19 protein-coding genes and 1 tRNA gene are annotated in these 23,160 nt (G+C 57.3%); 9 read left to right on the forward strand and 11 right to left on the reverse strand.

The features are described 5' to 3' along the window. Window positions 1-544 precede the first annotated feature (544 nt). The 4 genes from Q3Y53_RS01320 to Q3Y53_RS01335 form a co-directional block, all read right to left on the reverse strand. Window positions 545-3,502 carry a peptidase domain-containing ABC transporter gene (locus tag Q3Y53_RS01320; RefSeq protein WP_303532004.1) on the reverse strand — a complete coding sequence of 986 codons (2,958 nt, stop codon included), beginning with the start codon at window positions 3,500-3,502 and terminating at the stop codon, window positions 545-547. A gap of 5 nt (window positions 3,503-3,507) precedes the next feature. After that, window positions 3,508-4,203, reverse strand: coding sequence for a peptidylprolyl isomerase (locus tag Q3Y53_RS01325; protein WP_303532006.1), 696 nt, complete (start codon window positions 4,201-4,203; stop codon window positions 3,508-3,510). Between the two features lie 35 nt (window positions 4,204-4,238). Then, the gene (locus Q3Y53_RS01330; protein WP_303532007.1) at window positions 4,239-5,450 is read right to left on the reverse strand and encodes an HlyD family efflux transporter periplasmic adaptor subunit; all 1,212 of its coding nucleotides are present in this window, start codon (window positions 5,448-5,450) and stop codon (window positions 4,239-4,241) included. Between the two features lie 221 nt (window positions 5,451-5,671). Beyond that, window positions 5,672-5,743 (reverse strand) — tRNA-Gly (locus Q3Y53_RS01335). Between the two features lie 141 nt (window positions 5,744-5,884). On the opposite strand from Q3Y53_RS01335, the gene Q3Y53_RS01340 reads away from it, so the two are divergent. Together Q3Y53_RS01340 and Q3Y53_RS01345 are read left to right on the forward strand one after the other, a co-directional pair. Further along, window positions 5,885-6,697: a glycosyltransferase gene (locus tag Q3Y53_RS01340; protein WP_303532008.1), complete on the forward strand. Its 813-nt coding sequence runs from the start codon at window positions 5,885-5,887 to the stop codon at window positions 6,695-6,697. After that, window positions 6,694-7,332, forward strand: a complete 639-nt coding sequence (locus tag Q3Y53_RS01345; RefSeq protein ID WP_303532009.1) for a sulfotransferase — start codon at window positions 6,694-6,696, stop codon at window positions 7,330-7,332. Before Q3Y53_RS01340 ends, Q3Y53_RS01345 begins: the two co-directional genes overlap by 4 nt. Here the strand turns inward: Q3Y53_RS01345 and Q3Y53_RS01350 are convergent. Both Q3Y53_RS01350 and uvrB read right to left on the reverse strand, forming a co-directional pair. Continuing rightward, window positions 7,305-8,147, reverse strand: a complete 843-nt coding sequence (locus tag Q3Y53_RS01350) for a glycosyltransferase (RefSeq protein ID WP_303532010.1) — start codon at window positions 8,145-8,147, stop codon at window positions 7,305-7,307. The genes Q3Y53_RS01345 and Q3Y53_RS01350 overlap by 28 nt on opposite strands. Before the next feature lie 4 nt (window positions 8,148-8,151). Further along, a complete protein-coding gene (gene uvrB, locus Q3Y53_RS01355; protein WP_303532013.1) occupies window positions 8,152-10,191 on the reverse strand; it encodes an excinuclease ABC subunit UvrB in 2,040 nt (679 codons plus the stop codon). A gap of 70 nt (window positions 10,192-10,261) precedes the next feature. Between uvrB and Q3Y53_RS01360 the strand changes: the two genes are divergently transcribed. After that, window positions 10,262-10,717, forward strand: coding sequence for a GNAT family N-acetyltransferase (locus Q3Y53_RS01360; RefSeq protein ID WP_303532015.1), 456 nt, complete (start codon window positions 10,262-10,264; stop codon window positions 10,715-10,717). Between the two features lie 52 nt (window positions 10,718-10,769). Then, window positions 10,770-13,481: a DNA mismatch repair protein MutS gene (gene mutS, locus Q3Y53_RS01365; protein ID WP_303532018.1), complete on the forward strand. Its 2,712-nt coding sequence runs from the start codon at window positions 10,770-10,772 to the stop codon at window positions 13,479-13,481. Between the two features lie 4 nt (window positions 13,482-13,485). On the opposite strand, the gene ribH is transcribed toward mutS, so the two are convergent. Then, entirely contained in the window at window positions 13,486-13,968 is a 483-nt protein-coding gene (gene ribH, locus Q3Y53_RS01370) for a 6,7-dimethyl-8-ribityllumazine synthase (RefSeq protein WP_303532020.1), read from the reverse strand. Window positions 13,969-14,032: 64 nt separating this feature from the next. Further along, complete coding sequence (gene psbZ, locus Q3Y53_RS01375) at window positions 14,033-14,221, reverse strand: photosystem II reaction center protein PsbZ (protein WP_006850156.1); 189 nt, start codon at window positions 14,219-14,221, stop codon at window positions 14,033-14,035. A gap of 134 nt (window positions 14,222-14,355) precedes the next feature. On the opposite strand from psbZ, the gene Q3Y53_RS01380 reads away from it, so the two are divergent. Continuing rightward, window positions 14,356-15,087 carry a sulfotransferase gene (locus Q3Y53_RS01380; RefSeq protein ID WP_303532024.1) on the forward strand — a complete coding sequence of 244 codons (732 nt, stop codon included), beginning with the start codon at window positions 14,356-14,358 and terminating at the stop codon, window positions 15,085-15,087. Window positions 15,088-15,096: 9 nt separating this feature from the next. Here the strand turns inward: Q3Y53_RS01380 and Q3Y53_RS01385 are convergent, their stop codons facing one another. After that, the gene (locus Q3Y53_RS01385; RefSeq protein WP_303532027.1) at window positions 15,097-15,855 is read right to left on the reverse strand and encodes a DUF561 domain-containing protein; all 759 of its coding nucleotides are present in this window, start codon (window positions 15,853-15,855) and stop codon (window positions 15,097-15,099) included. A 103-nt stretch (window positions 15,856-15,958) separates the two neighbouring features. On the opposite strand from Q3Y53_RS01385, the gene tilS reads away from it, so the two are divergent. Next, window positions 15,959-16,894 (forward strand): tRNA lysidine(34) synthetase TilS, encoded by a 936-nt coding sequence (gene tilS, locus Q3Y53_RS01390; RefSeq protein ID WP_303532030.1) that lies wholly within the window; start codon window positions 15,959-15,961, stop codon window positions 16,892-16,894. On the opposite strand, the gene Q3Y53_RS01395 is transcribed toward tilS, so the two are convergent. Continuing rightward, entirely contained in the window at window positions 16,842-17,489 is a 648-nt protein-coding gene (locus tag Q3Y53_RS01395; protein WP_303532745.1) for a precorrin-8X methylmutase, read from the reverse strand. The genes tilS and Q3Y53_RS01395 overlap by 53 nt on opposite strands. A gap of 9 nt (window positions 17,490-17,498) precedes the next feature. Here Q3Y53_RS01395 and holA point away from each other — a divergent pair, with 9 nt between their 5' ends. From holA to Q3Y53_RS01410, 3 genes are read left to right on the forward strand one after another with little or no spacing between them, the layout of a single operon-like run. Continuing rightward, the gene (holA, locus tag Q3Y53_RS01400; RefSeq protein ID WP_303532033.1) at window positions 17,499-18,464 is read left to right on the forward strand and encodes a DNA polymerase III subunit delta; all 966 of its coding nucleotides are present in this window, start codon (window positions 17,499-17,501) and stop codon (window positions 18,462-18,464) included. 47 nt (window positions 18,465-18,511) lie between these two features. Beyond that, window positions 18,512-20,317, forward strand: a complete 1,806-nt coding sequence (locus Q3Y53_RS01405; RefSeq protein ID WP_303532036.1) for an aspartate kinase — start codon at window positions 18,512-18,514, stop codon at window positions 20,315-20,317. 33 nt (window positions 20,318-20,350) lie between these two features. Next, window positions 20,351-21,118 (forward strand): hypothetical protein, encoded by a 768-nt coding sequence (locus tag Q3Y53_RS01410; RefSeq protein WP_303532038.1) that lies wholly within the window; start codon window positions 20,351-20,353, stop codon window positions 21,116-21,118. On the opposite strand, the gene Q3Y53_RS01415 is transcribed toward Q3Y53_RS01410, so the two are convergent. Further along, window positions 21,104-23,143 carry a ribonuclease J gene (locus Q3Y53_RS01415; RefSeq protein ID WP_226424763.1) on the reverse strand — a complete coding sequence of 680 codons (2,040 nt, stop codon included), beginning with the start codon at window positions 23,141-23,143 and terminating at the stop codon, window positions 21,104-21,106. The genes Q3Y53_RS01410 and Q3Y53_RS01415 overlap by 15 nt on opposite strands. Between the last annotated feature and the right edge of the window lie 17 nt (window positions 23,144-23,160).

Here is a 23,160-nt window from a genome sequence, read left to right on the forward strand (position 1 = left end):
GATAGCAATCACTTACGGCAATAGTCTCAACTGCCTTATTCAAAGCTCTTTAGGCCGTTGCTCTTACCTCCACACATCAACTAGATCCCTCCGTAGGGAGGGATTTTTTCTGTCCTTTTTTGTGGATAGCAATCACTTACGGCAATAGTCTCAACTGCCTTATTCAAAGCTCTTTAGGCCGTTGCTCTTACCTCCACACATCAGCTATATTCCTCTATACAGAGGATTCACTAAAAATATAATTGAACCAAAAGCGAACTGATTCTATATAAGTCTAGAATTTATTGCCAAGACAAAAAGCATGCATATAAAAGCCCTAAAAATAAGCTCATTAATCTCGCATTCATTCTACTTATTAAATAGCCAATTACCAATGACGGGAACAAAAGCGATTAGACAAAGCCGGACAGCAAAAGGTAATTTGAACTATTCGAAGACCAAAAGAAAAAGTCAATCATCCAAAAAGCAATAAAACAAATCCCAAGGATAGAGAAAATTATACGCAGCAAATGACATGAAACAACTAATTAGATATCTATAAACTTTATTCACCCTGCTGACTATACAAAGCGCTGTATATTCCCCCTTGGCTCAGAAGAGAAGCATGAGTACCTTTTTCCACAAGACAACCTGAATCCATAACACAAATTAAATCGCTGGATCGTATAGAACTTAACCTGTGGGTGATGAAAAGAACAGTTCTACCAGAACACCACTTCTGTAAGTTCAAACATAACTGTCTTTCCGTATTATAGTCCAAAGCACTAGTCGCCTCATCCATGATTAAAAGTTTGGGATTTGACAATATAGTTCTTGCAATAGCAATCCTTTGACGTTGACCACCACTCAAGTTGCTTCCACGCTCTGATAATGGAGTTGCATAACCTTGTCCCAGTCCCATTATAAAATCATGAGCACAGGCTATTTTAGCCGCATTGATAATTTCTTCGCTCGTAGCGTCAGGGTCATTGAGTGCAATATTTTCAGATATAGTTCCTTCGAATAATAGAGAATCTTGCGGAACAATTCCAACCTGTCGTCTCAAACTAGAAAGATTAACTTTGGATATATCATAATCATCAATTAGTATACGTCCAATTTCAGGGTCGTATAAGCGAGGCAACAATTTCATAAGAGTACTTTTGCCACTCCCACTTGACCCCACAATCCCAACGAAGTCGCCAGGATTAATTTCTAAACTAACATTATCAACCTGATAAGGCCCCTCCTTTTTGAATCTAAAGGAAACATTTTCGAATCGAATAGAGCCTTTTATAGAAGGCAGGGGTATCTGCTTGAAGTCGTCTTCTCTAGAGAGCTCAGGGTTCTGGTCAATGATGTCTGATAATCTTTCCATAGAAAGCTGCACAGCCTGAAAACCCTGATAAAGGGTAGATAATTGCATTAAAGGACCTAAAACCATCCCACTGATTATTCTAAACGCAATAAGCTGTCCAAGGGTTAATTCACCTTTTAATATGAGCCACATACCAACCCAAAGAACAAGAAGGCTTCCAACCTGATTTAAGAATTTACCGATTTCACCAGAAGTAGCAGCAAGTGCTGTACTCCTAAAACCTTGATCAACAGATTCACGATATCGATCTTGCCACTTCCACCTAGCTGTGACTTCAAAGTGTTGTGCTTTTACTGTCTGAATACCACCAAGTACTTCGATTAAATGACTTTGCGTTTTTGCATTTGCAACCGCTCTTTTTCTGATAAGGCCTTTATATATAGGTGAAACAAAAATAACCATCAGCACATAAATCGGAAGAGTACTTAAGGCGACAGCAGTCAATAGTGGTGAATATATAATCATAACAATTAGATATATAACGGCAAAAATTATATTTAAAACCGAAACTAATGCAGTGCCTGTAAGAAATGATCTAATCGTACCTAATTCTCCTAACCTTTGACTCAATTCACCAACTGGTCGCTTTTCGAAAAACGAAAGACGCAAAGATAAAAGACGATCTATCACAGCTGATCCAAGCGACAAATCCATTCGATCTGTTGTATCGACAAAAATAAAGGTTCTTAGCCCCATCAAAAACCCTTGAAAAAGGGCCAAAACTATCATAGTAGTACCAAGTACATTTAAACTACTTAAATTGCCCTGTGCTAGTACTTTATCGATAATTTGTTGGATCAGTAGAGGTATCGCTAGCGCAAACATTTGTGCGAACAATGACGCAACAAAGACCAGGATGAGAGATTTTTTATACTTTTGTATTAGGGGCGTAAACCAAGACCAACCAAATTGCGATGATGGAGTGGCATCTGTGCGCTTCGCTAAAACAAAGTCAACTGAATCATCAAAAAAGGTGGAAAGTTCTTGTAATGATATTTTTTTAATGCCCAAGCGTGGACAAGCGATTACTGCATATTCGTGATTAATGGAAAATAATATATTTGGAACATTTTCTATAAAGAGAATAGATGGAACTTCAAGGTTTGAAATATGTTGGAACTCGACATTTGCAATTGTACTCTTAAGTCCAATCAAATCACAGAGCTTAGCCATTAACTGCAAGTTAATTGGCTTTTCACGTGTCAATCGATCTTCCAAGATGCGCTCTAAGACATCACGCTTAATAGGAACGGAATTAAACTCAGCAATCATTTGTAAAACTGCGAGAACCTCTTTAATAGGTCCTTTGCCGTAAATAACTGGATATTTCTGGAAATTGTCAAGTTTCTCGGGCTCTAAAATCCCTAATTGAGTTAGAGATGCACCGGCTAAATCTTCATGCTCAACAGCACTAGAATTTAGAAGAGACGAGGAAGCTTCATTCGATATGACAAGTTTTGCCTTAGGAAAGCCAATAACTCTACATTTTAAAAGAAAACCTTCAGGCTTAGGGATTAATTCATCGGGGGCTAATTGAGTGCCTGGTTTATGAGTATGAATATTATTACTGCTGACATGCCATAGATAACTAGAGTCTGGTGGAGTAAAGGGTTTATCAAACGATATAGTCAATGTCTTAGCTAATTGGGCAGCTTGCTTAACATCTTCATTCCATCCTAATTTTTTAAAAGCCGCATCCTTACAGACCAAAGCAGCAACTAAATATGACTCTTGAAGATTGGAAAGAGATTCAAAAAAAGATGCAAATCTTTCATTGCTTCGATATAGATTCAAAAATAAAGCCGAGTCAATCTGTAATGCGATGGTCTCATTGGTCGCCATCGCCCATTCACAGGGTCCTGCACGCAATAAGGAAGCCCATCCGAGCAATTGACCGGAACCCCTCCGATCTATGGTTATTGATTCATCTGTTGATGGATCACGAACCAGTAACCTGCATTCACCGCTTATTAGTAAGTAACAACAAGACGATATTTCATCAGGACGTAGAACAATTTCTCCAATCGAAAATTTAATTAGTTTACTATCTTTGAACAATAAATTACTTTCTTCAGCGGAAAGATGTGCATATGGATTCTGTTGAGAAACAGACTTAACAATTTTTTCTAGATAGTCCTTCTGCATTAGATTTATGAAACCTCAGGTGAGCTTAATGATTCTAGATGATTGAGGAGATGCTTCTGTGAAGAGGCAAGCCAATCGGCAAATTCTAAATCATAAATCTTGACAAAAAAATCGGGGTCAAATTTTGCTGGCTTATATTCATTGATCTGTATAACAAAATAAAATGAGCCCGCTCTTAAAGGTTTTGAAATTTGACCAATTTGGAGTGTCTTTATGCATTCCGATATTACATTGGGCAATTTCATGACAGGCTGTAGAGGATATAGCCCGCCTGTATATTTTTCATGACCATGGCCAAATTCATAAGAAACTTCGCCGAATGTAGACTCCTCGGCTTTTAATCGATGATAAAGCTCTTGCGCAAGATTTTTTTCTCGTACACGCAAAATCCGACACGAAACCAACTCTAATGATTGTCTATGCTTTAAAAATAGCGTTTCGACTTTATGTCCCCACATCCGAGATGACCATGCCAATTTCAATCGATTTAGATCATCGTCACTTAAGGATTTAACGTCAACAGAGTCAATCTTTACCTCATCAGAATTCTCAACCAATAATTGATCTTGATAAACTTTTAGTTTAATCCAGGAGTCAAGAGCAGTATTGATTAGGTCAGCAGATTTCAAGAACTCATAGCTTTGAAGCAAGAGCGTTTCTAATTCTTCTACTTTATGAGAATCAAACCATTCTCGCGGCAATGGTTCTACTAAGTCTAAGGGCGATCTTGTAAGATTCATTGTTGACGAATGCTTCTAACACTATCTGTCTGATCTACAAGTATATCACTCAAGAGACTGATAACGGGCTTATCCCGCAACTTGATATTTGCTGAGATCGACATTCCAGGCTTGAGAGGGATTTTAACTTTATCTTTCAAGAGATAACTATTGTTCATTTTAAGCTTGATTGGAAATCTGAAAAAATTTGCCTCTTGACTTGGAGGTAATACGTCAGCCGATATATTTGAAATTTTGCTATCAATTTCTCCGTAGGAAGCAAAGGGAAAAGCATCTACCCTTATTTTTGCGTCCTGACCCTTTTGGATATAGCCAATATCCCTGTTCGAAACCAAAACCTCGCCAAAGAGACCATTTTGAGACACTATCGATACTATTCGTTCGCCTGGTTGCGAGACAGATTGAGAAGTTACTTGGGGGTCGAAAATTATCCCAGCCACAGGTGAAACTACATTTTTGTATTGTAGCTGCAATTCAGCGGTCCTAACAGCACTTTTGAGCTCACTGATTTTTCTTTTATTATTTAAAGTAACTTGATTTAATTGAAGCATTGCTCTTTCTTTTTGCTCATCAATTTCAGATATTTGCTGCTTAAGTTCATATATTTGATCTAGTTGGCTCAAATACTGAAGCTTCTGATAACCACCTGCTTCAACTAATGTTTTCATCTCCTTTGAAATATATGTCTGAGTTTCAAGGCGTTGCTTAAGAACATCTTGCCTACTAGAAAGCGAATTTATTTGGCTATCTAGACTTTTTGCTTGTGAAGCAAATTGTGCCTGCTGTAATTCAATAATTTCTTCATTTGTCTGCTTCTGTTGAGCTGCATCCCTGGTATCGAAGCGAACTAAAAGATCACCCTTTTCAACATAATCTCCATCCTTGAAGAGAACCTCTTCTACTCTTCCGCCAGCAGGTGTCTCTACATCTACGGTTCCTCCAATTGACTTGAGCTGACCCTGAACAGTTATTACTTCATCTATTCTAAAAAATATACCACCCAACAACGCTATACCTGACAAAGATACCGCTACAGCAACTAAAGTCTGTGCCCAAACTGGCGTTTGGCGTAAAACAAGTGAGCGATTTTTGGCCATCCACTGATCAATAGCAGAACTGGCCTTTTTCTTCACTGATAAAGACAGATTATCTGTCGGCTTTTCCGCAGCATCTGTATCTACAGAATCGCTTGCCTCCTTTTTTTTCACCTGAAATGTTAAGAGTATGTGGGCCCATATTACTATATTTTAAGCTCTCTGTCTATCTCAAGGAAATTTAAAAACACCACTCTTTACTTGAATTGGCAAAAATATGCAGAGTCAGAATTAATCAGGGTGAAAATATAATAACTCGTCAACATTAAGCATGCAAATTAATTGCTTGGGTCAGGCTTATACCAAGGAGGAATTTATTATAAGGAAAAAGGGTAAGCGGATGAAGAGATTCGAACTCTCGACCCTCTCCTTGGCAAGGAGATGCTCTACCACTGAGCTACATCCGCACTGAGGACCTCAGGGGCTTTCCCTTTGGCTCATGAACTATGCACTATCGGGGTGCCGCAGGTCAATTCCATGGTGCAAGAGCGCATCAAGTACAACGATGTCCATTCATTAGATGATGCACCAACTGTTCCGGCCCGGAGATGACCAGGACACCCGTCGTGAGCTTCCTGATCCCTGCTAAGAACCGACCCAAAGAGCTGAAAGCAGCGCTCGCCAGCTGCCTTGCCCAAAGCTTGGACGAGTGGGAAGCCCTAGTGGTAGACGACCACAGCGACCGCATCGACCTACAAGATTTGGTAAAAGTCTTCGCTGACAGACGCATCCGCTATTCCCGCCTGTCAGATGGCGAAACCGGCGTAAGCGCTGCTCGCAACCAGGCTATTGCCATGGCGCATAGTCCTCGCCTACTAACCCTCGACAGCGACGATCTCAACCACCCACACCGGGCAGCTCGCTGCCTGGAACTGCTCGATGCCAACGAGCCACAACTGATCTACACGCGAGTACGTCTGTTCAGTACAGCACGACCCGCAGGCCGCCCTAAGCCCGTGCTGCAACCCTTCTGCGCAGCCTTGCTTGAGATGTTCAACTTCATCACCAACCCTGGAACTGCCTTCACACGTAAAGCTTTCGATGCGACAGGAGGCGGCTTCCGAAACAGTCTCAGTTTGGCCGAGGATTATGACCTCTACCTACGCATGGCCCGAGCCGGAGTGACCATCAGAGCAATCGATGAAGAACATGTGAGCTACCGCAAGCACCCCGAGGGCACCCTGCATCGTCGTCAAGCCGAACTTCACGAGGCAGTAATGACCGTGCGAAGGCTCAATGAGGTCAAACCATTCCCAGTGGAGGCAATCAGAGCTCTCGCCGTGCCAGAACTCGCCCGCAACCTGCTGGACAACCCCGCTCAGCGGATGCTTTGGCAAGACGACCGCTGGAGCAACGTATGAATCGCTGCGAACAGCCCCGCATCTTTCTAATCGGCTTCAACAAGTGCGGCACTACCTCCTTTCACGATTACTTCACAGCCAATGGCATTGCTTCGGTGCACTGGCGGGCTAACACTCTTGCCCTAGCCCTGCATCGCAACCGCGCGGAGGGTCGACCACTGCTTGAGGGCATCGATCGCTGGACGGCCTACACCGACATGAACTGCATCCCAGGCTCTCCCTGGGGTCGCAGCAACAGTGATGGTGCCCCTCTAATCGAAGGCTGCCGCTACTTCCGTGAACTTCACCGGGATTACCCCGAGGCTCTATTTATCCTCAACACTCGCGAACCCTTTGATTGGCTCGGCTCCCGCCTGCAGCACGACCAGGGCCAATTCGCCGCGGCCTATAAACGTGCCGTGACCCGCGACGGCATTCTCACCAAACGGCAACTCAAGCAGCGGTGGCTCATGGATTGGTACGAACACCATGCCGAGGTGTTGAGCTACTTCCAAAATGCAGCACCCAAGCAACTCCTGGTGTTCCACATCCAAGCCACACCGGTGAAGAAATTGAACCGCTTCCTGAGCCCCCACTTTTCAATCACCCAGCGGCGCTTCCCCCACAATCACCAATCAGCGAAACGCAAGAGCTGAGTCAGCGGCTGTCCCTGCAGCAACGCTTGCTCTAGATACAGCCAGTATCGATCAACCCGTTCGTGGCGACTGGGATCCACCCGAGTCGGGAGAGCCCCCGCCGAGAGATGCACAATCGCCATGCGCTGCCGCACATCACGCAGGCAATAAGCCATGGGGTTAGCACCAACATTGTGCCAACGCCCCTGAGCCTGGCGTTCGCGCATCCAGCTCAGCAGGTTGTATTGGCCCGGAAGGTATTGAACCTGCCCGCGCAGCAAGCCATTGAGGGAGCACTGCTCCCTGAAACGGCACAATGCCCGGTGCTTGAGGTAGTAATCGACCACGGCCGTTGGGGTGATCTGACTAGCCAATGCGGAAGCATCAAAGAGCATCACCCCGGCATTAAAATAGTGATAAGGAGACTCCAAACCGAATACCAAGGATCGATCGGGCATCGGCCGACCGTGGGAACAGGCCGCCAAGGGATGGGACACATCCAACGGCAGATCCTCTAATGCCGAAAGCTCGCTCACGCAGAGGGTGTCGGCATCCACGTAGAGGTAGCGGCCAGGCGAACGCTGCTGCAGCGCTTCGATGCAAAAGAAATAGGGCTGCAGGGCCGGATCAAGCCGGTGCAAAGCGGCCTCAGAGCCAATCGGTTGCCACACCAGTGGAACGCCGAATCCGGCAGCTACCGTCTCGAGCTGCAGCAACCGCTGCTCCGGGGGGGTAACCAGCACCACCGACTCAAACCGATGATGTAACAGGTAAGAGGTGAGCGCGACGGAGCCAAGCGCTTCAAAGCCCCGGTCGAGCGCAAGCAACAGATGCATCAGCTCAGGCCGTCCCTGCCATTTTCTGACGCAACTGCTTGACCCGGTCGCGCAGGTTCGCGGCTTCTTCGAAGTCCAGCTTCTTGGCGGCCTCCTTCATCTTGGCCTCCAGCTGATCGATCAACTCCGGCAGCGCCTCCAACGCCAAGCCGGCATCGGGATCGTTCTCCAAAGCCTTGGCGGCCTTGCCCACCACTTCCACCAGGTCCGCATCAGGGCCGTCCTGCTTCAGCTTGCGGCTCAGCTCCAGGAAGCTGAGGATCGAGTTGCTAGCTTTCTTACCCGCAGCTGTTGGAACGATTCCGTTCTTCTCGTTGTACGTCTGCTGGATCGCCCGGCGCCGCTCGGTTTCGGAGATGGCCTTGGCCATCGAATCGGTCATGTTGTCGGCATAGAGCAGCGCCACCCCCTCCACATGGCGGGCGGCTCGGCCGATGGTCTGAATCAAGGAGCGCTCAGCCCGCAGAAAACCCTCCTTGTCAGCATCGAGGATCGCCACCAGGCTCACCTCCGGCAGGTCTAGACCCTCCCGCAGCAGGTTTACCCCCACGAGTACGTCATATTCCCCCAGGCGCAGGTCCTGAATGATCTCGATCCGCTCGATCGAGTGAATCTCTGAATGCAAATAACGCACCCGCACTTCGTTTTCCGCCAAGTAATCGGTGAGGTCTTCTGCCATCCGCTTGGTGAGGGTGGTGACGAGCACCCTCTGGTTCTTGCTGGCCCGATCGCGGATCTCCCCGAGGAGATCGTCCACCTGGCCCGTGGTGGGCCGCACCTCCACCACCGGATCGAGCACTCCCGTTGGGCGAATCACCTGCTCGGCCACCTCACCGCCGCTCACCTCCATCTCCCAATTGCCCGGGGTGGCTGAGACAAACACCGTTTGCCGCGCCTTCTCCCAGAACTCCTCCCCCTTGAGGGGTCGGTTGTCCGCCGCGCTGGGAAGACGGAAACCGTGCTCAATCAGCACCTTCTTGCGGGCCTGATCACCGTTGTACATAGCCTGCAGCTGCGAGCAAGTGACGTGGCTCTCGTCCACGATCAACAACCAGTCGTCCGGGAAGTAATCGATCAGACACTCCGGCGGGGTGCCCTCTTCGCGCCCAGCCAGATGACGGGCGTAGTTTTCTACCCCGTTGCAGTAGCCGACCTGCCCCAGCATCTCCAGGTCGTACTTGGTGCGCTGCTCCAGCCGCTGGGCCTCCAGCAACTTGCCTTCGCCGTTGAGCACATCCAGCCGCTCCCGCAACTCTGAGCGGATGGCGCTGATGGCGGAATCCAGCCGGTCTTTCGGCGTCACAAAGTGCTTGGCCGGGTAGATGTTCACCGCATCCATGCTCTGGAGAATCTCGCCGGTGGTGGGGTCTACATAACGGATCGCCTCCACCTCGTCGCCGAACAGCTCGATCCGCACCAGACGGTCTTCGTAGGCGGGGCCGATCTCCAGCACATCCCCTTTCATGCGGAAACGGCCGCGGGCGATTTCGGTGTCGTTGCGGCTGTACTGATTGTTCACCAGCTCCCGCAGCTGGCCGCGAATATTGAGGGTCTCGCCCACCTCGAACTTCACCGCCGCCTTGAGGTATTCACTGGGAATGCCCAGGCCGTAGATGCAGCTGATCGAGGCCACCACAATCACGTCGCGCCGTTCAAACAACGAACGCGTCGCCGAGTGACGCAGCATGTCGATCTCCTCGTTGATCGACGCCGTTTTGGCGATGTAGGTGTCGCTGACCGGAACGTAGGCCTCCGGTTGGTAGTAGTCGTAATAAGAGATGAAGTATTCAACGGCGTTCTCGGGGAAAAACTCCCTCAGCTCATTGCAGAGCTGCGCCGCCAGGGTTTTGTTGTGGGCCAGCACCAGCGCCGGCCGGCCGGTCTGGGCGATGACGTTGGCCATCGTGAACGTCTTGCCCGTACCCGTCGCCCCCAGCAGGGTCTGATAGCGCTCGCCGCCGTTCACCCCCTTCACCAACTGCTCAATCGCCGTGGGCTGGTCGCCCTTGGGGGAATAGGGAGCCGTGAGGTCGTAGGCGGGCATGGGTGCGATGCCAGACGGCGGCTTTTGATTATCGCCGGGGAGCAAGATGAAGTGCTGCGGCCCCCGACCCGTGACCCCGATCCGGCTGGTTCACCATGCGCCCGGTGCCCCTGGCCTGCGCTGGCTCGGCCTCGGGCCGGATCTGCGCCCCAGCCGAGCGCTGATCAAGCTGCAGCGACTGTTCGATCGCCATGCCTTCTGGGCCCGGGGCCGCAGCTTTGCTCAGCTGCGGCGGTTGCTGGCCGGCAGCGATGCCGTGGTGAGCCTCTGGCGCGGCAAACGGCTGGTGGGCTTCGGCCGGGCCACCTCCGATGGCTTCAGCCGAGCCGTGCTCTGGGACATCGTTGTGGCCGGCGATCTCCAGGGCCACGGCCTCGGACGCCGGGTGATCGAAGAACTGCTGCATACACCGCCCGTTGTGGGCGTGGAGCGCGTGTATCTGATGACCACCAAGAGCGCCGGCTTCTACCGGCAACTGGGCTTCCAAGATGCAAATCCTCAGCAGCTGATGGTGTTGCGCCGCTGAAGCATCTCAATCCTGTCAGGCCCGGTACGATCCGAACTCGTCAGATCAGCCGATGCCCCGGTCCGCGTCCCAGCCCACTGACGACGCCCTGCAGGGCAATCTGTTCGGCGCCCCTGAACCGGCAGCCCCATCATCGGCGGCAACCACCAGCGAACCTGCGGCGGCCAGCCACGATCTCAGCGACGACGAACTTGGGGCCGATGCTGCCGCCCGGCCCCGAACGCGCCAGGCCAACGCCAGCGACATCAGTGCTGACAGCCCAGGGGCAAGCAATCCCGAACCCAGCAGCGACGAACCGGCCTGGGCCCACCACAGCCAACTGGATCCGCTGCAGCTCACGCCGATGCTGCGCCACTACGTGGAGCTCAAGGCCGCCCATCCAGAGCGGGTGCTGCTTTACCGCCTGGGCGACTTCTTCGAGTGCTTCTTCGAAGACGCCATCGAACTCTCGCGGGTGCTGGAGCTCACGCTCACCGGCAAGGAGGGCGGCAAAGCGATTGGCCGGGTGCCGATGGCGGGCATCCCCCACCACGCCGCCGAACGCTACTGCGCCGAACTGATCAAGCAGGGCTACAGCGTGGCCCTCTGCAATCAACTGGAAACCACCCCCACCAAAGGCGCCCTGCTCAAGCGGGACATCACCCGGGTGCTGACCCCCGGCACCGTGCTGGAGGAGGGCATGCTCAGCGCCCGCCGCAACAACTGGCTGGCGGCGGTGGTGGTGGAACCGGCCCAGGGCCAGCAGCCCCTGCGCTGGGGCCTTGCCAGCGCCGATGTGAGCACCGGCGAGGTGCAGGTGATGCAGCGGGAGGAGAGCAGCGCCCTGCACCAGCAACTGGCCCAGCAGGAGGCCTCCGAACTGCTCTGGGCCGCCGCCCACGACGCCGAGCGGCCAGCCTGGTGCCCGGAACGGTTGCGGCTGACGCCGATGGCCAGCACCCCCTTCAGCCCGGTGGAAGCGGAGCGCACCCTGCAGCAGCATTACGGCCTCAGCAGCCTCGATGGCCTGGGCCTGCCGGAGCATCCGCTGGCTCTGCAGGCTCTCGGCGGCCTCTTGCGCTACCTGCAGGACACCCAGCCCCTGGAGGACGACAGCCGCATTCCCCTGGAGGTGCCGGCGATCCTGCACAGCGGCGATGCCCTGGTGCTGGATGCCCAGACCCGCCGCAACCTCGAACTCACGGCCACCCAACGCGACAACCAGCTGCAGGGGTCGTTGCTGTGGGCGATCGATCGCACCCTCACCGCCATGGGCGGCCGTTGCCTGCGCCGCTGGTTGGAAGCACCCTTGATGGACCAGCAGGCCATTCAGCAACGCCAGGATCTGGTCAGCAACCTGGTGGATGAACGCAGCCTGAGGCTGGCCATCCGCCAGCTGCTGCGGCCGATGGGCGACCTGGAACGGCTGGCCGGCCGGGCCGGCGCGGGCCATGCCGGTGCCCGTGATCTGGTGGCCATCGCCGATGGATTGGAACGGTTGCCCCAGCTCACCGCCCGGCTGGAATCTGCCATCACCAGAGGGCCCAACTGGTTGCAGGACCTGCTCACCCCCGATCCCGCCCTGGCGGAGCTGGCCCAGACGATTCGCCACAACCTGGTGGAAGCGCCGCCCCTATCGCTCTCCGAAGGCGATCTGATCCACGACGGCGTCGACCCGCTGCTGGATGGGCTACGCAACCAGCTGGACGATCAGGACGCCTGGCTCAGCCATCAGGAGCAGCAGGAGCGCCAACGCAGTGGCATCAGCACCCTGAAGCTGCAGCACCACCGCACCTTCGGCTACTTCCTGGCGGTGAGCAAAGCCAAGGCCACCGCCGTGCCGGACCACTGGATCCGGCGCCAAACCCTGGCCAACGAGGAACGCTTCATCACCCCCGATCTCAAGGAGCGGGAGGGCCGCATCTTCCAGCTGCGGGCCCGGGCCTGCCAGCGGGAATACGAGCTGTTCTGTCAGCTGCGCGAGCAGGTGGGAGCCATGGCTGCCCCGATCCGCCAGGCGGCCCGCGCCGTTGCTGCTCTCGATGCCCTCACCGGCCTGGCCGATGTGGCCGCCAGCGGTGGCTACTGCGCACCAACCATCAGCAACGACCGCGTGTTGCAGCTGGAGGCCAGCCGCCATCCGGTGGTGGAACAACGGCTGGTGGAAGCAGCGTTCGTTGCCAATGATGTGCAGCTCGGTGACGGCACCGACCTGGTGGTACTCACGGGCCCCAACGCCAGTGGCAAGAGCTGCTATCTACGCCAGATCGGCCTGATCCAGTTGATGGCTCAGATCGGCAGCTGGGTGCCGGCCCGATCCGCCAGCGTCGGCATCGCTGATCGGATCTTCACCCGGGTGGGTGCCGTGGATGATCTGGCCGCCGGCCAGTCCACCTTCATGGTGGAGATGGCCGAAACCGCCAACATCCTGCACCACGCCAGCGATCGTTCCCTGGTACTGCTGGATGAGATCGGGCGGGGCACCGCCACCTTCGATGGCCTCTCGATTGCCTGGGCCGTGAGCGAGCACCTGGCCGGGGATCTGGGCAGCCGCACAGTGTTCGCCACCCACTATCACGAGCTCAACAACCTGGCCGCAGAACGCGACAACGTGGCCAACTTCCAGGTGCTGGTGGAGGAAACCGGTGACGACCTGGTGTTCCTGCATCAGGTGCAGGCCGGCGGCGCCAGCCGCAGCTACGGCATCGAAGCGGCGCGGTTAGCCGGCGTTCCCAAGCCTGTGGTGCAACGGGCGCGTCAGGTGCTGGATCAGCTGGCGGCCTGAAGCATCAAACCGACGGCAACGCGCGCATCAGGCTGCCCATCTCCAGGGCCTCCAGCCCATAGCTCCAGCCCAGGTTGCTCTTGATGCCAGCCCGCTCCAGCGCCTGCTGCATCGTGTCTGTGGTCAACACACCAAAGATCACCGGCACCGACGTGTCGCGGGCCACCGCCGCAATGCCCTTGCTGGCCTCAGCCACCACCACATCGAAATGGGGGGTGTCCCCACGGATCACCGCACCCAGGGTGATCAACACCTGGTACTGGCCGGAGCGGGCCATCTGCTGGGCCACGATCGGCAGTTCGAACGACCCTGGCACCCAGGCCACATCGAGCTGGGGGCTGGTCTCCGACACATCAACACCGTGGCGTTTGAGGCAGTCAAGACAACCGCTCAGCAGCTTGGCGGTGACCAGATCATTGAAACGAGCCACAACGATGCCGACGCGCAGCCCAGCTGCGTCAGAAAAACGTCCTTCGAACGTGGCCATTGGGAAGGTGCCGACTGAATCTCAGCCATCGTGGCACCCGCCAGGTTTCCGCTGAGGGCTGAACTCAGACGACGAAGAAGCTCACACCCCAGTTCAGCAGCACCAGGGCCACCCAAACGGCACTGCCCAGCAGGATCAGGCGGTTGGAACGGCCGCTGTCCTCGCTGGAGGCGTACAGCACAGGCACCGCAACGATCAAAGCAAAAGACGCCACCACCAGGGCCAGAACGGTCAGCGTGTTGATGAACTGCATGGGTCTGGATGACAGGGGTTGATTTTCACATGCGAACAGATAGCTCCGAGGCAATGAGCGCCACTCTTCACACCATGAAGGCGTTCTGTCCTTACAGCCCCAGCACAATGCTGCCAATCGGCCACACCTGCTGAATGGCAGCTCCCCTACCTGAGTTCCTCGGTCTCGGCACCCAGAAAGGTGGCACCACAACACTGCATCGCTTGCTAGAGCAGCACCCGGACGTTTATCTGCCGGCCTGCAAGGAAGTTCATTTCTTTGATCAGAACCACGACGCAGGGGAAGGCTGGTACCGGAACCACTTCGCCAACGCCCAGCCCGACCAAGTGTGCGGGGAGATCACGCCCTTTTATCTGTTCCATCCCGACGTGCCGGGACGCATCCACAACCTCCTACCCAAGGCCCGCATGGTGGTGCTGCTAAGGGATCCGGTGGAACGCACGATCTCTCAGCTGTTTCACGCTCGCAAACGGGGCTTTGAGACCTTGAAGCCGGCCGATGCTTTAGCCGCTGAACCTCGACGCCTGAAGAGCGGCGATCCCATCAGCCTGCAAAAACACAGCTATCTGAGCCGCAGCCGCTATCTGGAACAGCTGGACCGCTACGAAGTCCTCTTCCCCCGAGAGCAACTGCTGATCCTGCGCAGTGAAGACCTGTTCTCCACGCCGGAGAGTATCTGGCAGAAGCTGCTCAGTTTTCTCCAACTCACTCCCATCGATTTGCCTGGGGCGTTGCCACGCGCCAATGCCGGTGATGGGCTGGGTGACCGTATCGACCCAGCCCTACGCCAACAACTCAGGCAGCAACTGGCAGAGACCGTTGCCGGCGTCCGGAGCCGCTATGGCATCGAATGGGAGTGGACCTAAGGCGAGGCCTCAGACGCGGGCCGCGACAGCGCTGCCGAGGGCATCACGCAGACCGCGGACAACCGCCACCATCGCCAGCTCATCCTGGAGGCGATTCACAGCAGAACCAACACCCACACCGGCCGCACCAGCGGCAATCGCCATCGGCAGCGTCACCGCAGAAAGACCAGACGCACACAGAACGGGAACATCGACGGCGCGACTGATGCTGTGAGCCGCCGCAAGGGTGGGGGCAGCCTTCTCGATCAAGCCCAGGTGGCCAGCGCTGAAGGGCTTGGCACTGGTGCCACCCTCGGTCTGGATTAGATCAGCACCGGCCCCCACCAGATCGATGGCCAGCTGCTCCTGCTCATTCATCGGCAACACATGGGGCACCGTTACGCTCAACACCACGCTGGGCAGCAGTTGGCGGGTGCGGCGGGTGAGGTCCAGCACCTCAGCCGCGTCAAAGATCCGGCCCTGGGGATAGAAGGCGTCGTAGTTGCCGATCTCCACCATCAGCGCACCGGCTTCCACCGCCGCAGGGAACTGCTCGGGCTCCACTGATGAAACGCACACGGGCACGCCACCGGAGGCCTCAATCGCCAGACGCACCAGGCCGGGGTCGCAGGCCACGTCGATCAGATCAGCACCGCCACGCCCTGCTGCACAGGCGACCCGCGCCACGCTGGCGGCATCGAAATTCATCAGGCCAGCGATCACCTTGAGCGCAGAGCGCTGCTCGAGACTGCGCTGCAAAGAAACGGGCAGCTGCTGAAGACGGGTCATGGGGGACTGGACAGCGATGCCCTGATTCTCACACCGTGGGGGAAACGCACCTCTCCCTTTGGGCTGGACGTCCTGGCATGACCGCCTGCACCGGCGCCTGCTGATGCAGCCACAGCTGCTGCCGCAAGGCAGCTCACTGCTGCTGGCGGTCTCCGGCGGACAAGACTCCATGGCTCTGCTGGCGTTGCTGCAAGATCTGGCGCCCATGCACGGCTGGAGCCTGAGCCTTTGGCATGGCGACCACCGCTGGCACGACGGCTCCAGCCGGATCGCCGCGGAGCTCGGGGCCTGGTGCCAACAGCGGGAACTCCTCCTGCAGGTGGACCAGGCAGCGCCTGGACAGGTGCCCAGCGAAGCCAAAGCCCGGCAGTGGCGTTACGAACGGCTGGCACAACGAGGCCGCGAAGCAGGCGCCGATGTGGTGACGGGCCACACCGCCAGCGACCGGGCCGAAACGATGCTGCTGCAGCTGGCCCGCGGCAGCGACCTGGCCGGCCTAGCAGCTCTGCCGAGCATCCGCCCCCTCAGCCCAGAAGGACCCCAGCTACGCCGGCCGCTGCTGCACCTGCAGCGCAACGACACCCTTCAGATCTGCCGGGACCTCGCCTTGCCGATCTGGGAGGACCCCAGCAACCAATCCCCCGAGTTCGCCCGCAACCGGATCCGCCAGGAGATTCTGCCGGTGCTGGAGGAGTTGCATCCAGGCAGCACGCAGCGGATGAGCGAGCTGGCCGAACGGGTGTCCCACGTGCGGGACAGTCAGACGGAACTCAGCCAGATGGCCCTGGAGGTTCTGCAAACCCCTACTGGCCTGGACCGCCGCGGCCTGGGGGCCTTGAGCCCAGCCACCCGTCGCCTGCTGCTGGCGCAGTGGCTGCAGCAGCAGGGGCTGCCACCCCTTCCGGCCAACCAACTGGACGAGCTCAGCCGACGACTGGACAAGGGTGCTCCCGGTGGTTCAGCCGATCTGGCCGGGGGCTGGCAATTCAGCTGGAAAGGGGGGGAGCTGGTGCTGCTGCAGCGCGAAGCAGAGCATTGACCGCCGCGGCCACCAGACCGGCCCCACCCCTGCTGCTCTCCAAACGGATCTGGGCCAGACCGCTGGCTGCCAGATGCTTCTTGCTTTCCGCCACCCCCACAAAACCCACCGGCATGCCGATCACCAAGCTGGGGGCTGGAGCACCGGCGGCCACCTGCTGCAACAGCACCTCAAGGGCGGTCGGCGCACTGCCGATCAGCACCACCGGAGCCGGTGACGCCACCGCGAGCGAGCGCCAAGCCTGCTCCATGCCAGCCGCCGTGCGCGTTGAACCCGACGGCGCCGCCTCAGGGGCCCACTCCAGCACCGTGTGCACGGCGCTGCCGAGGGTGCGTTGGGCCATCGGAGCCACCGCTGCCGCGGCCATCGCAGTGTCCGTCAGGATCGACGCCCCCTGCTTCAACGCTTCCAATCCCTGCTCACAGGCCCCCTCGCTGAAGCGAAGCAATGTCCCCAGGGATAGATCACCACTGCTGTGCACGAGCCGTTCCAGCACCTGCTGTTGTAGCGGCGGCAGGCCCGTGTCCCCCAGAGCCGCCCGGATCCGCCGGATGCTTTCGGTGAAGATCGGGTGGTCCTGGGCCATCCACGCCATCATCAACCCATGCCGATCCATCTGCTCTGGGGTGATGACGCCGCTGCGCGGGACCGGGCCATCGACGCTCTGATCGGCCGGGTTGTCGATCCCAGCTGGAGCAGCCTCAACCTCAGCCGCCTGGATGGGGCGGACGTTGGGCAAGCCCTGCAGGCCCTCGAGGAGGCCCGCACCCCTCCCTTCGCCACGGGCGAACGGCTGGTGCTGCTGCAACGCAGTCCGTTCTGCAACGGCTGCCCCAGTGAACTGGCCGACCGGTTTGAAGCCGCCCTCGACCTGATCCCCGACAGCAGCCACCTGGTGCTGGTGAACCCGGCCAAACCGGATGGTCGCCTGCGCACCACCAAAGCCCTGCAGAAGCGGATCAAAAGCGGGCTCGATCAGGAACAGAGCTTCCCGCTGCCAGCGGCCTGGGATGGCAGTGGTCAGCGCCAATTAGTGCAACGCACGGCCGAGGCTCTGGGCCTGAAGGTTGAGCCAGATGCCATCGATGCCCTGGTGGAGGCCATCGGCACCGACAGCGCCCGGCTTGAATCTGAACTGCGCAAGCTGTCCCTGCGCGGCACCACCATTTCGGCTGCACGGGTGCATGAGCTGGTGGGGGGACGCTCCACCAACGCCCTGTCCGTGGGCGATGCGCTGCTGGAGGGCAACCCCGGCGAAGCGATTGCCCGCTGGGATGCCCTGATCGAAGCGGGGGAACCAGCCCTGCGCATCATGGCCACCCTCACCGGTCAGATCCGGGGTTGGCTCTGGGTGAGCATGCTGGAACAGCAAGGGGAACGGGATGTGGCGGTGATCGCCAAGGCCGCTGGCATCGGCAACCCCAAACGCATCTACGTGATGCGCAAGCAACTGCAGGGTCGGCCAGCCAAACGTTTCCTCTCCTTGCTAGGCCGACTGCTTGAGGTGGAGGCGCGGCTCAAACGCGGTGCCCAGCCTGGCGATGCCTTCCGCGACGGACTGCTGGGCTGATCGCTGCCCGCCAGGTGAGAAAATCCAGCGTTGCTGAAGCCCGGCCCATGGCCCTCCTGGTGCAGAAATTCGGGGGCACCTCCGTCGGCAGCGTGGAACGCATCAAGACAGTGGCCGATCGGATCGGACGTTGCCGTGAGGAGGGGCACGACGTAGTCGTGGTGGTCTCCGCCATGGGCCACACCACCGATGAATTGACGGGTCTGGCCAACGCCATCACCTCTGCCCCCACCCAGCGAGAGATGGACATGCTGCTGGCCAGTGGCGAACAGGTGTCGATCGCCTTGCTGGCGATGGCCTTGAACGCCCAAGGGGTGAGTGCAACATCCATGACTGGTCCGCAGGTGGGCATCGCCACGGAATCCACCCATGGCCGGGCCAGGATCCTCGGGATTCGCACCGACCGAATCCGCAACCGCCTCACAGCTGGCCAGGTGGTGGTGGTTGCCGGTTTCCAGGGCACCAGCACCAGCAGTGATGGCCTCAACGAAATCACCACCCTTGGGCGCGGGGGCTCCGACACCTCCGCTGTCGCCCTGGCGGCGGCCCTGGGTGCCGATGCCTGCGAGATCTACACCGACGTTCCGGGTGTTCTCAGCACCGATCCGCGCAAGGTGTCCGATGCCCAGCTGATGGACACGATCAGCTGCGACGAAATGCTGGAACTTGCCAGCCTTGGGGCCTCCGTGCTGCATCCCAGGGCCGTTGAGATCGCCCGCAACTACGGCGTGAACCTTGTGGTGCGCTCCAGTTGGAGTGATGCCCCGGGCACCCGAATCACCAGCCGTTCAGCCCGTCCGATCAGTAGCAGCGGCCTAGAGCTCGGCAGTCCTGTGGATGGGATGGAGGAAGTGGGCGGACAGGCTGTGGTCGCCCTCTCCCACATTCCCGATCAGCCCGGTATTGCCGCACGACTGTTTGAAACCCTCTCCGATGCAGGAATCAATGTGGACCTGATCATTCAGGCCACCCACGAGGGCAGCAGCAACGACATCACCTTCACGGTGGCCGAAGCGGATCTCGCGCTGGCCCGCACTGTGAGCCAGAAGGTTCTCGATCAACTGGGCGGCGATCTGGTATCCGAAGCAGGGCTGACGAAGCTCAGCATCAGCGGGGCCGGAATCATGGGGCGCCCTGGCATTGCCGCCGGGCTGTTCAACTGCCTGTGTCAGCAAGGCATCAACCTTCGCCTGATCGCCACCAGTGAGGTGAAGGTGAGCTGCGTGATTGACTCCGGCGCCGGCAGCAAGGCAGTTCAGGCGGTGCAGGAGGCCTTCGACCTGGAGGACTCACAAATCCGCATCAATCCCACCGACAACGGCAGCGGGGAACCGGAAGTGCGCGGCGTCGCCCTCGACCGCGACCAGGTGCAACTGAGTGTTCGCCACGTGCCCGATCGACCCGGCACTGCAGCTGCTCTCTGTTCAGCCCTGGCGGACAACAGCATCAGCCTCGATGCGATCGTTCAATCGGAACGGCAACACAACGACGGATCGCGCGACATCACCTTCATCCTGCGCAAGGACGACCGCGCCCGCGCCGATGTGGCCCTGGCACCCCTGCTGGCCCAGTGGCCCGGAGCCGCTCTGGAAGATGGTGAGGCCATTGCCCGGGTGAGTGCTGTGGGGGCTGGGATGCCTGCAACACCAGGAACAGCGGGGCGCATGTTCCGTGCGCTAGCGGATGCAGGCATCAACATCGGCCTGATCGCCACCAGCGAAATCAGAACCAGCTGTGTGGTGGCAGAAGACGCCGGCGTCCAGGCCCTCCAGGTGGTGCACACCGGGTTCGGGCTGGGAGGTGAAGAGCGTCACACCGCCCAAGGCACCGCTTCACCGCACGACCCCGACTAACGGTCTACAACGGGGGGACTGGCCCCCCAACGCGTGGACGCCGATTTCGAGCAGCACTACCAAGCCGCGGAACGGGCCTATGGCCTGGGGGAGTACGCCGAGGCCCATACCCTCGCTTCAGCGTTGTGGGATCAACTCCAAAGCGCAACAGACGAGCACGACAGAAGCCTGGTCTTGGACTGGCAGGCGGTGGTGTCGTTGCTCCTGGGTCACATCCAGCTGCATGGTCTCCAGCAACCAGAGGAGGCTTCTTTCTCCTACCAACAAGTTCTGGAGGGTGAACCTGACGCCACCATCTCAGCCCTAGCGGAACAAGGGCTAGAGCGCTGCCGATCAGAACACACCGCTAGCGAAGCAGGGACGACGCCTGCAACCGATGGCGCCATCCCTGACCTGCTGAAAGATCCCTTCCTGAGCACGGATTCCGATCAAGCCAAGCCCGCACGAGCTGATGTAGTCACCGCAATGCCGTGGTTGTCCAGTGACGATGAACCACAGACCACCCCGGGTCCAACTCCAACTCCTGCTCCTGTCCCAAGCCCTGAGCCAACGCTCACCCCGGAAGCCGCTTTAGACGTTGAAGTCGAGATAGCGAACCACAAGCCAGAGCCCACTGAAGAAGAGCCCCCCCTCGACGCCGTCGAGCCCACACCCCAGGAGCCTGCAGCCACGGATCTCCTGGAGAAATCTTGGCTGCGAGTCCAACTCCAGCCTCCAATCAAAAGCCCCACCGACTCCAATGAGCCGATGGGGCTGATCAACAGGATTAAAGAAGCGATCGCCCGCTCAGCTGGCCGCTGAACGACGACGACGGGTACGGCCTGCAGGCATCTCCGGTTCCTGAGAAGCAGGGGCTGGCTTTTCAGCAACCGGTTGAGGAGCCACTTTCTCCACCACTGCCGTTGCTGCCGCCGCACGAACGGGGGCAGGGGTTGCCGAGCCAGAACGACCGTTGCCCTGAGCGTTCCGCACCGGAGCGGGGGTTCCACCTCCACCACCATTGCGACGGCCATAGGGAGAGCCACCGCCACGACCACCGCGACCGCGGGGAGCCGGACGGTCATCGGGCTCTGCATCGGCACGGCCCTTGTAAACCGGTGTGCCGCCAGGAGCCGGCTGCACCAGACAGAGGATCAGCGGCTCCACCTGCAGTTCACGACGCATGCGGCGGCCAAGGCCGACCTCCACTTCACGCTGCACACCCATCCAGTCCACCTCCGGTGCCTTGTCACCGGTGTTGCGGCAGAGCTGCTTCCAGCGGTTTTCGAGCACCCACTTGATTTCACGCTCAACCCACAACGACATCTTGCGAGCATCGGCTGTGGTGACCACACCGCGAAGATTCACCCGCGGCGGAGCCACCATGGCGCCATCGGTGCTGATGGCGGCCAAGATCGTCACCACGCCATCTTCCGCCAGCTGCTGGCGTTCCTTGAGCACCCGGGCATCAACGATGCCGTTGCGGGATTGATCCAGCAGCTCGATACCCGCCTTCACCGCACTGCCTTTGCGGAGCGAATCCGGGGTGAGCTCCACCACATCACCGTTGTCGATGATCAAGGTGTTGTCGACCGGAACCCCCATTGAATGGCCGGTGCGGGAGTGCTGCACCAGCATCCGGTGTTCACCATGCACAGGCACGAAGAACTTGGGCCGGGTGAGGGCCAGCATCAGTTTCTGGTCTTCCTGGAAGCCATGGCCAGAGACGTGAATGCCTTCGCCCTTGCCGTAGACCACCTTGGCGCCCAACATCATCAGCTTGTCGATGGTGTTGACCACGGAAATCGTGTTTCCAGGGATCGGGCTGGCCGAGAAAATGATCGTGTCGGTGGTCTTGACCTTCACTTGGGGATGCTCACCACGAGAGATGCGGCTTAAAGCGGCCAGCGGCTCTCCCTGGCTGCCGGTCATCAGCAGCAGCGTTTCGCGATCGGGCACATCGTTGATCTGCTTGATCGGCACAAACAGTTCGTCCGGCGCGCGCATGTAGCCCAGTTCGCGGGCCTTGGCGATCACGTTGAGCATGGAGCGGCCCAGCAGCCCCACCTTGCGGCCGTTCTTCAGGGCCAGCTCCAGAATCATCGACACCCGATGAATCGAGCTGGCGAAGGTGGTAACGATCACCCGCCCTTCGGCATTGGCGATGTGGCGATCCAGGTTGGGGAACACCGAGCGCTCCGGCGGGCAGAACCCAGGAACTTCCGAGTTGGTGGAGTCACTGAACAGGCACAAGACACCTTTCTCACCGTGGTGGGCGAGGCGGGCCATGTCGAAGTTTTCGCCATCGACCGGGGTGTGGTCGAACTTGAAGTCGCCCGTGAAGATCACGGTTCCCACCGGTGTGGAGATGGCCAGCGTGAAGCTGTCGGCCATCGAGTGGGTGTTGCGGATGAACTCCACCGAGAAGTGCTGACCCACTTTCACCACATCACGCGGACCAACGGTCTGCAGGGTGGTGCGGTCGCGGACCCCGGCCTCATCCATCTTGCCGGTGAGCATCGAAAGAGCCAGCCGCGGCCCGTAGATCACAGGAATGTTGAAGTGCTTGAGGTGGTGGGCGATTCCACCGATGTGATCTTCATGACCATGGGTGACGATCATTCCGCGAATCCGCTTCTGGTTCTCGCGCAGGAAGCTGGTGTCGGGGAGCACCACATTCACCCCGTGCATGCCATCGCTCGGGAAGGCCAGACCGGCATCCACCAGCATCAGGTCATCGCCGTACTCGAACACGCAAGTGTTCTTGCCGATTTCGTGCAGACCACCCAGGGGGATCACCCGAAGACAGGGCTCCTGCCCCTTGCTGGATCGAGCGTTGTTAACCATGAAAAACGATGTGTAAA

Source organism: Synechococcus sp. YX-04-1, from assembly GCF_030546365.1.
In the GTDB taxonomy this organism is placed as follows: Bacteria; Cyanobacteriota; Cyanobacteriia; order PCC-6307; family Cyanobiaceae; genus Parasynechococcus.

Excerpts from the sequence above, each read along its gene's own strand:
- Q3Y53_RS01380 (WP_303532024.1), top strand. The coding sequence starts at position 14,356 with ATGGCAGCTCCCCTACCTGAGTTCCTCGGTCTCGGCACCCAGAAAGGT.
- Q3Y53_RS01350 (WP_303532010.1), bottom strand. The coding sequence starts at position 8,147 with ATGCATCTGTTGCTTGCGCTCGACCGGGGCTTTGAAGCGCTTGGCTCC.
- Q3Y53_RS01320 (WP_303532004.1), bottom strand. The coding sequence starts at position 3,502 with ATGCAGAAGGACTATCTAGAAAAAATTGTTAAGTCTGTTTCTCAACAG.
- holA (WP_303532033.1), top strand. The coding sequence starts at position 17,499 with ATGCCGATCCATCTGCTCTGGGGTGATGACGCCGCTGCGCGGGACCGG.
- Q3Y53_RS01395 (WP_303532745.1), bottom strand. The coding sequence starts at position 17,489 with ATGGCGTGGATGGCCCAGGACCACCCGATCTTCACCGAAAGCATCCGG.
- Q3Y53_RS01345 (WP_303532009.1), top strand. The coding sequence starts at position 6,694 with ATGAATCGCTGCGAACAGCCCCGCATCTTTCTAATCGGCTTCAACAAG.
- mutS (WP_303532018.1), top strand. The coding sequence starts at position 10,770 with ATGCCCCGGTCCGCGTCCCAGCCCACTGACGACGCCCTGCAGGGCAAT.
- Q3Y53_RS01340 (WP_303532008.1), top strand. The coding sequence starts at position 5,885 with ATGACCAGGACACCCGTCGTGAGCTTCCTGATCCCTGCTAAGAACCGA.
- ribH (WP_303532020.1), bottom strand. The coding sequence starts at position 13,968 with ATGGCCACGTTCGAAGGACGTTTTTCTGACGCAGCTGGGCTGCGCGTC.
- uvrB (WP_303532013.1), bottom strand. The coding sequence starts at position 10,191 with ATGCCCGCCTACGACCTCACGGCTCCCTATTCCCCCAAGGGCGACCAG.
- psbZ (WP_006850156.1), bottom strand. The coding sequence starts at position 14,221 with ATGCAGTTCATCAACACGCTGACCGTTCTGGCCCTGGTGGTGGCGTCT.
- Q3Y53_RS01385 (WP_303532027.1), bottom strand. The coding sequence starts at position 15,855 with ATGACCCGTCTTCAGCAGCTGCCCGTTTCTTTGCAGCGCAGTCTCGAG.
- Q3Y53_RS01415 (WP_226424763.1), bottom strand. The coding sequence starts at position 23,143 with ATGGTTAACAACGCTCGATCCAGCAAGGGGCAGGAGCCCTGTCTTCGG.
- tilS (WP_303532030.1), top strand. The coding sequence starts at position 15,959 with ATGCAGCCACAGCTGCTGCCGCAAGGCAGCTCACTGCTGCTGGCGGTC.
- Q3Y53_RS01405 (WP_303532036.1), top strand. The coding sequence starts at position 18,512 with ATGGCCCTCCTGGTGCAGAAATTCGGGGGCACCTCCGTCGGCAGCGTG.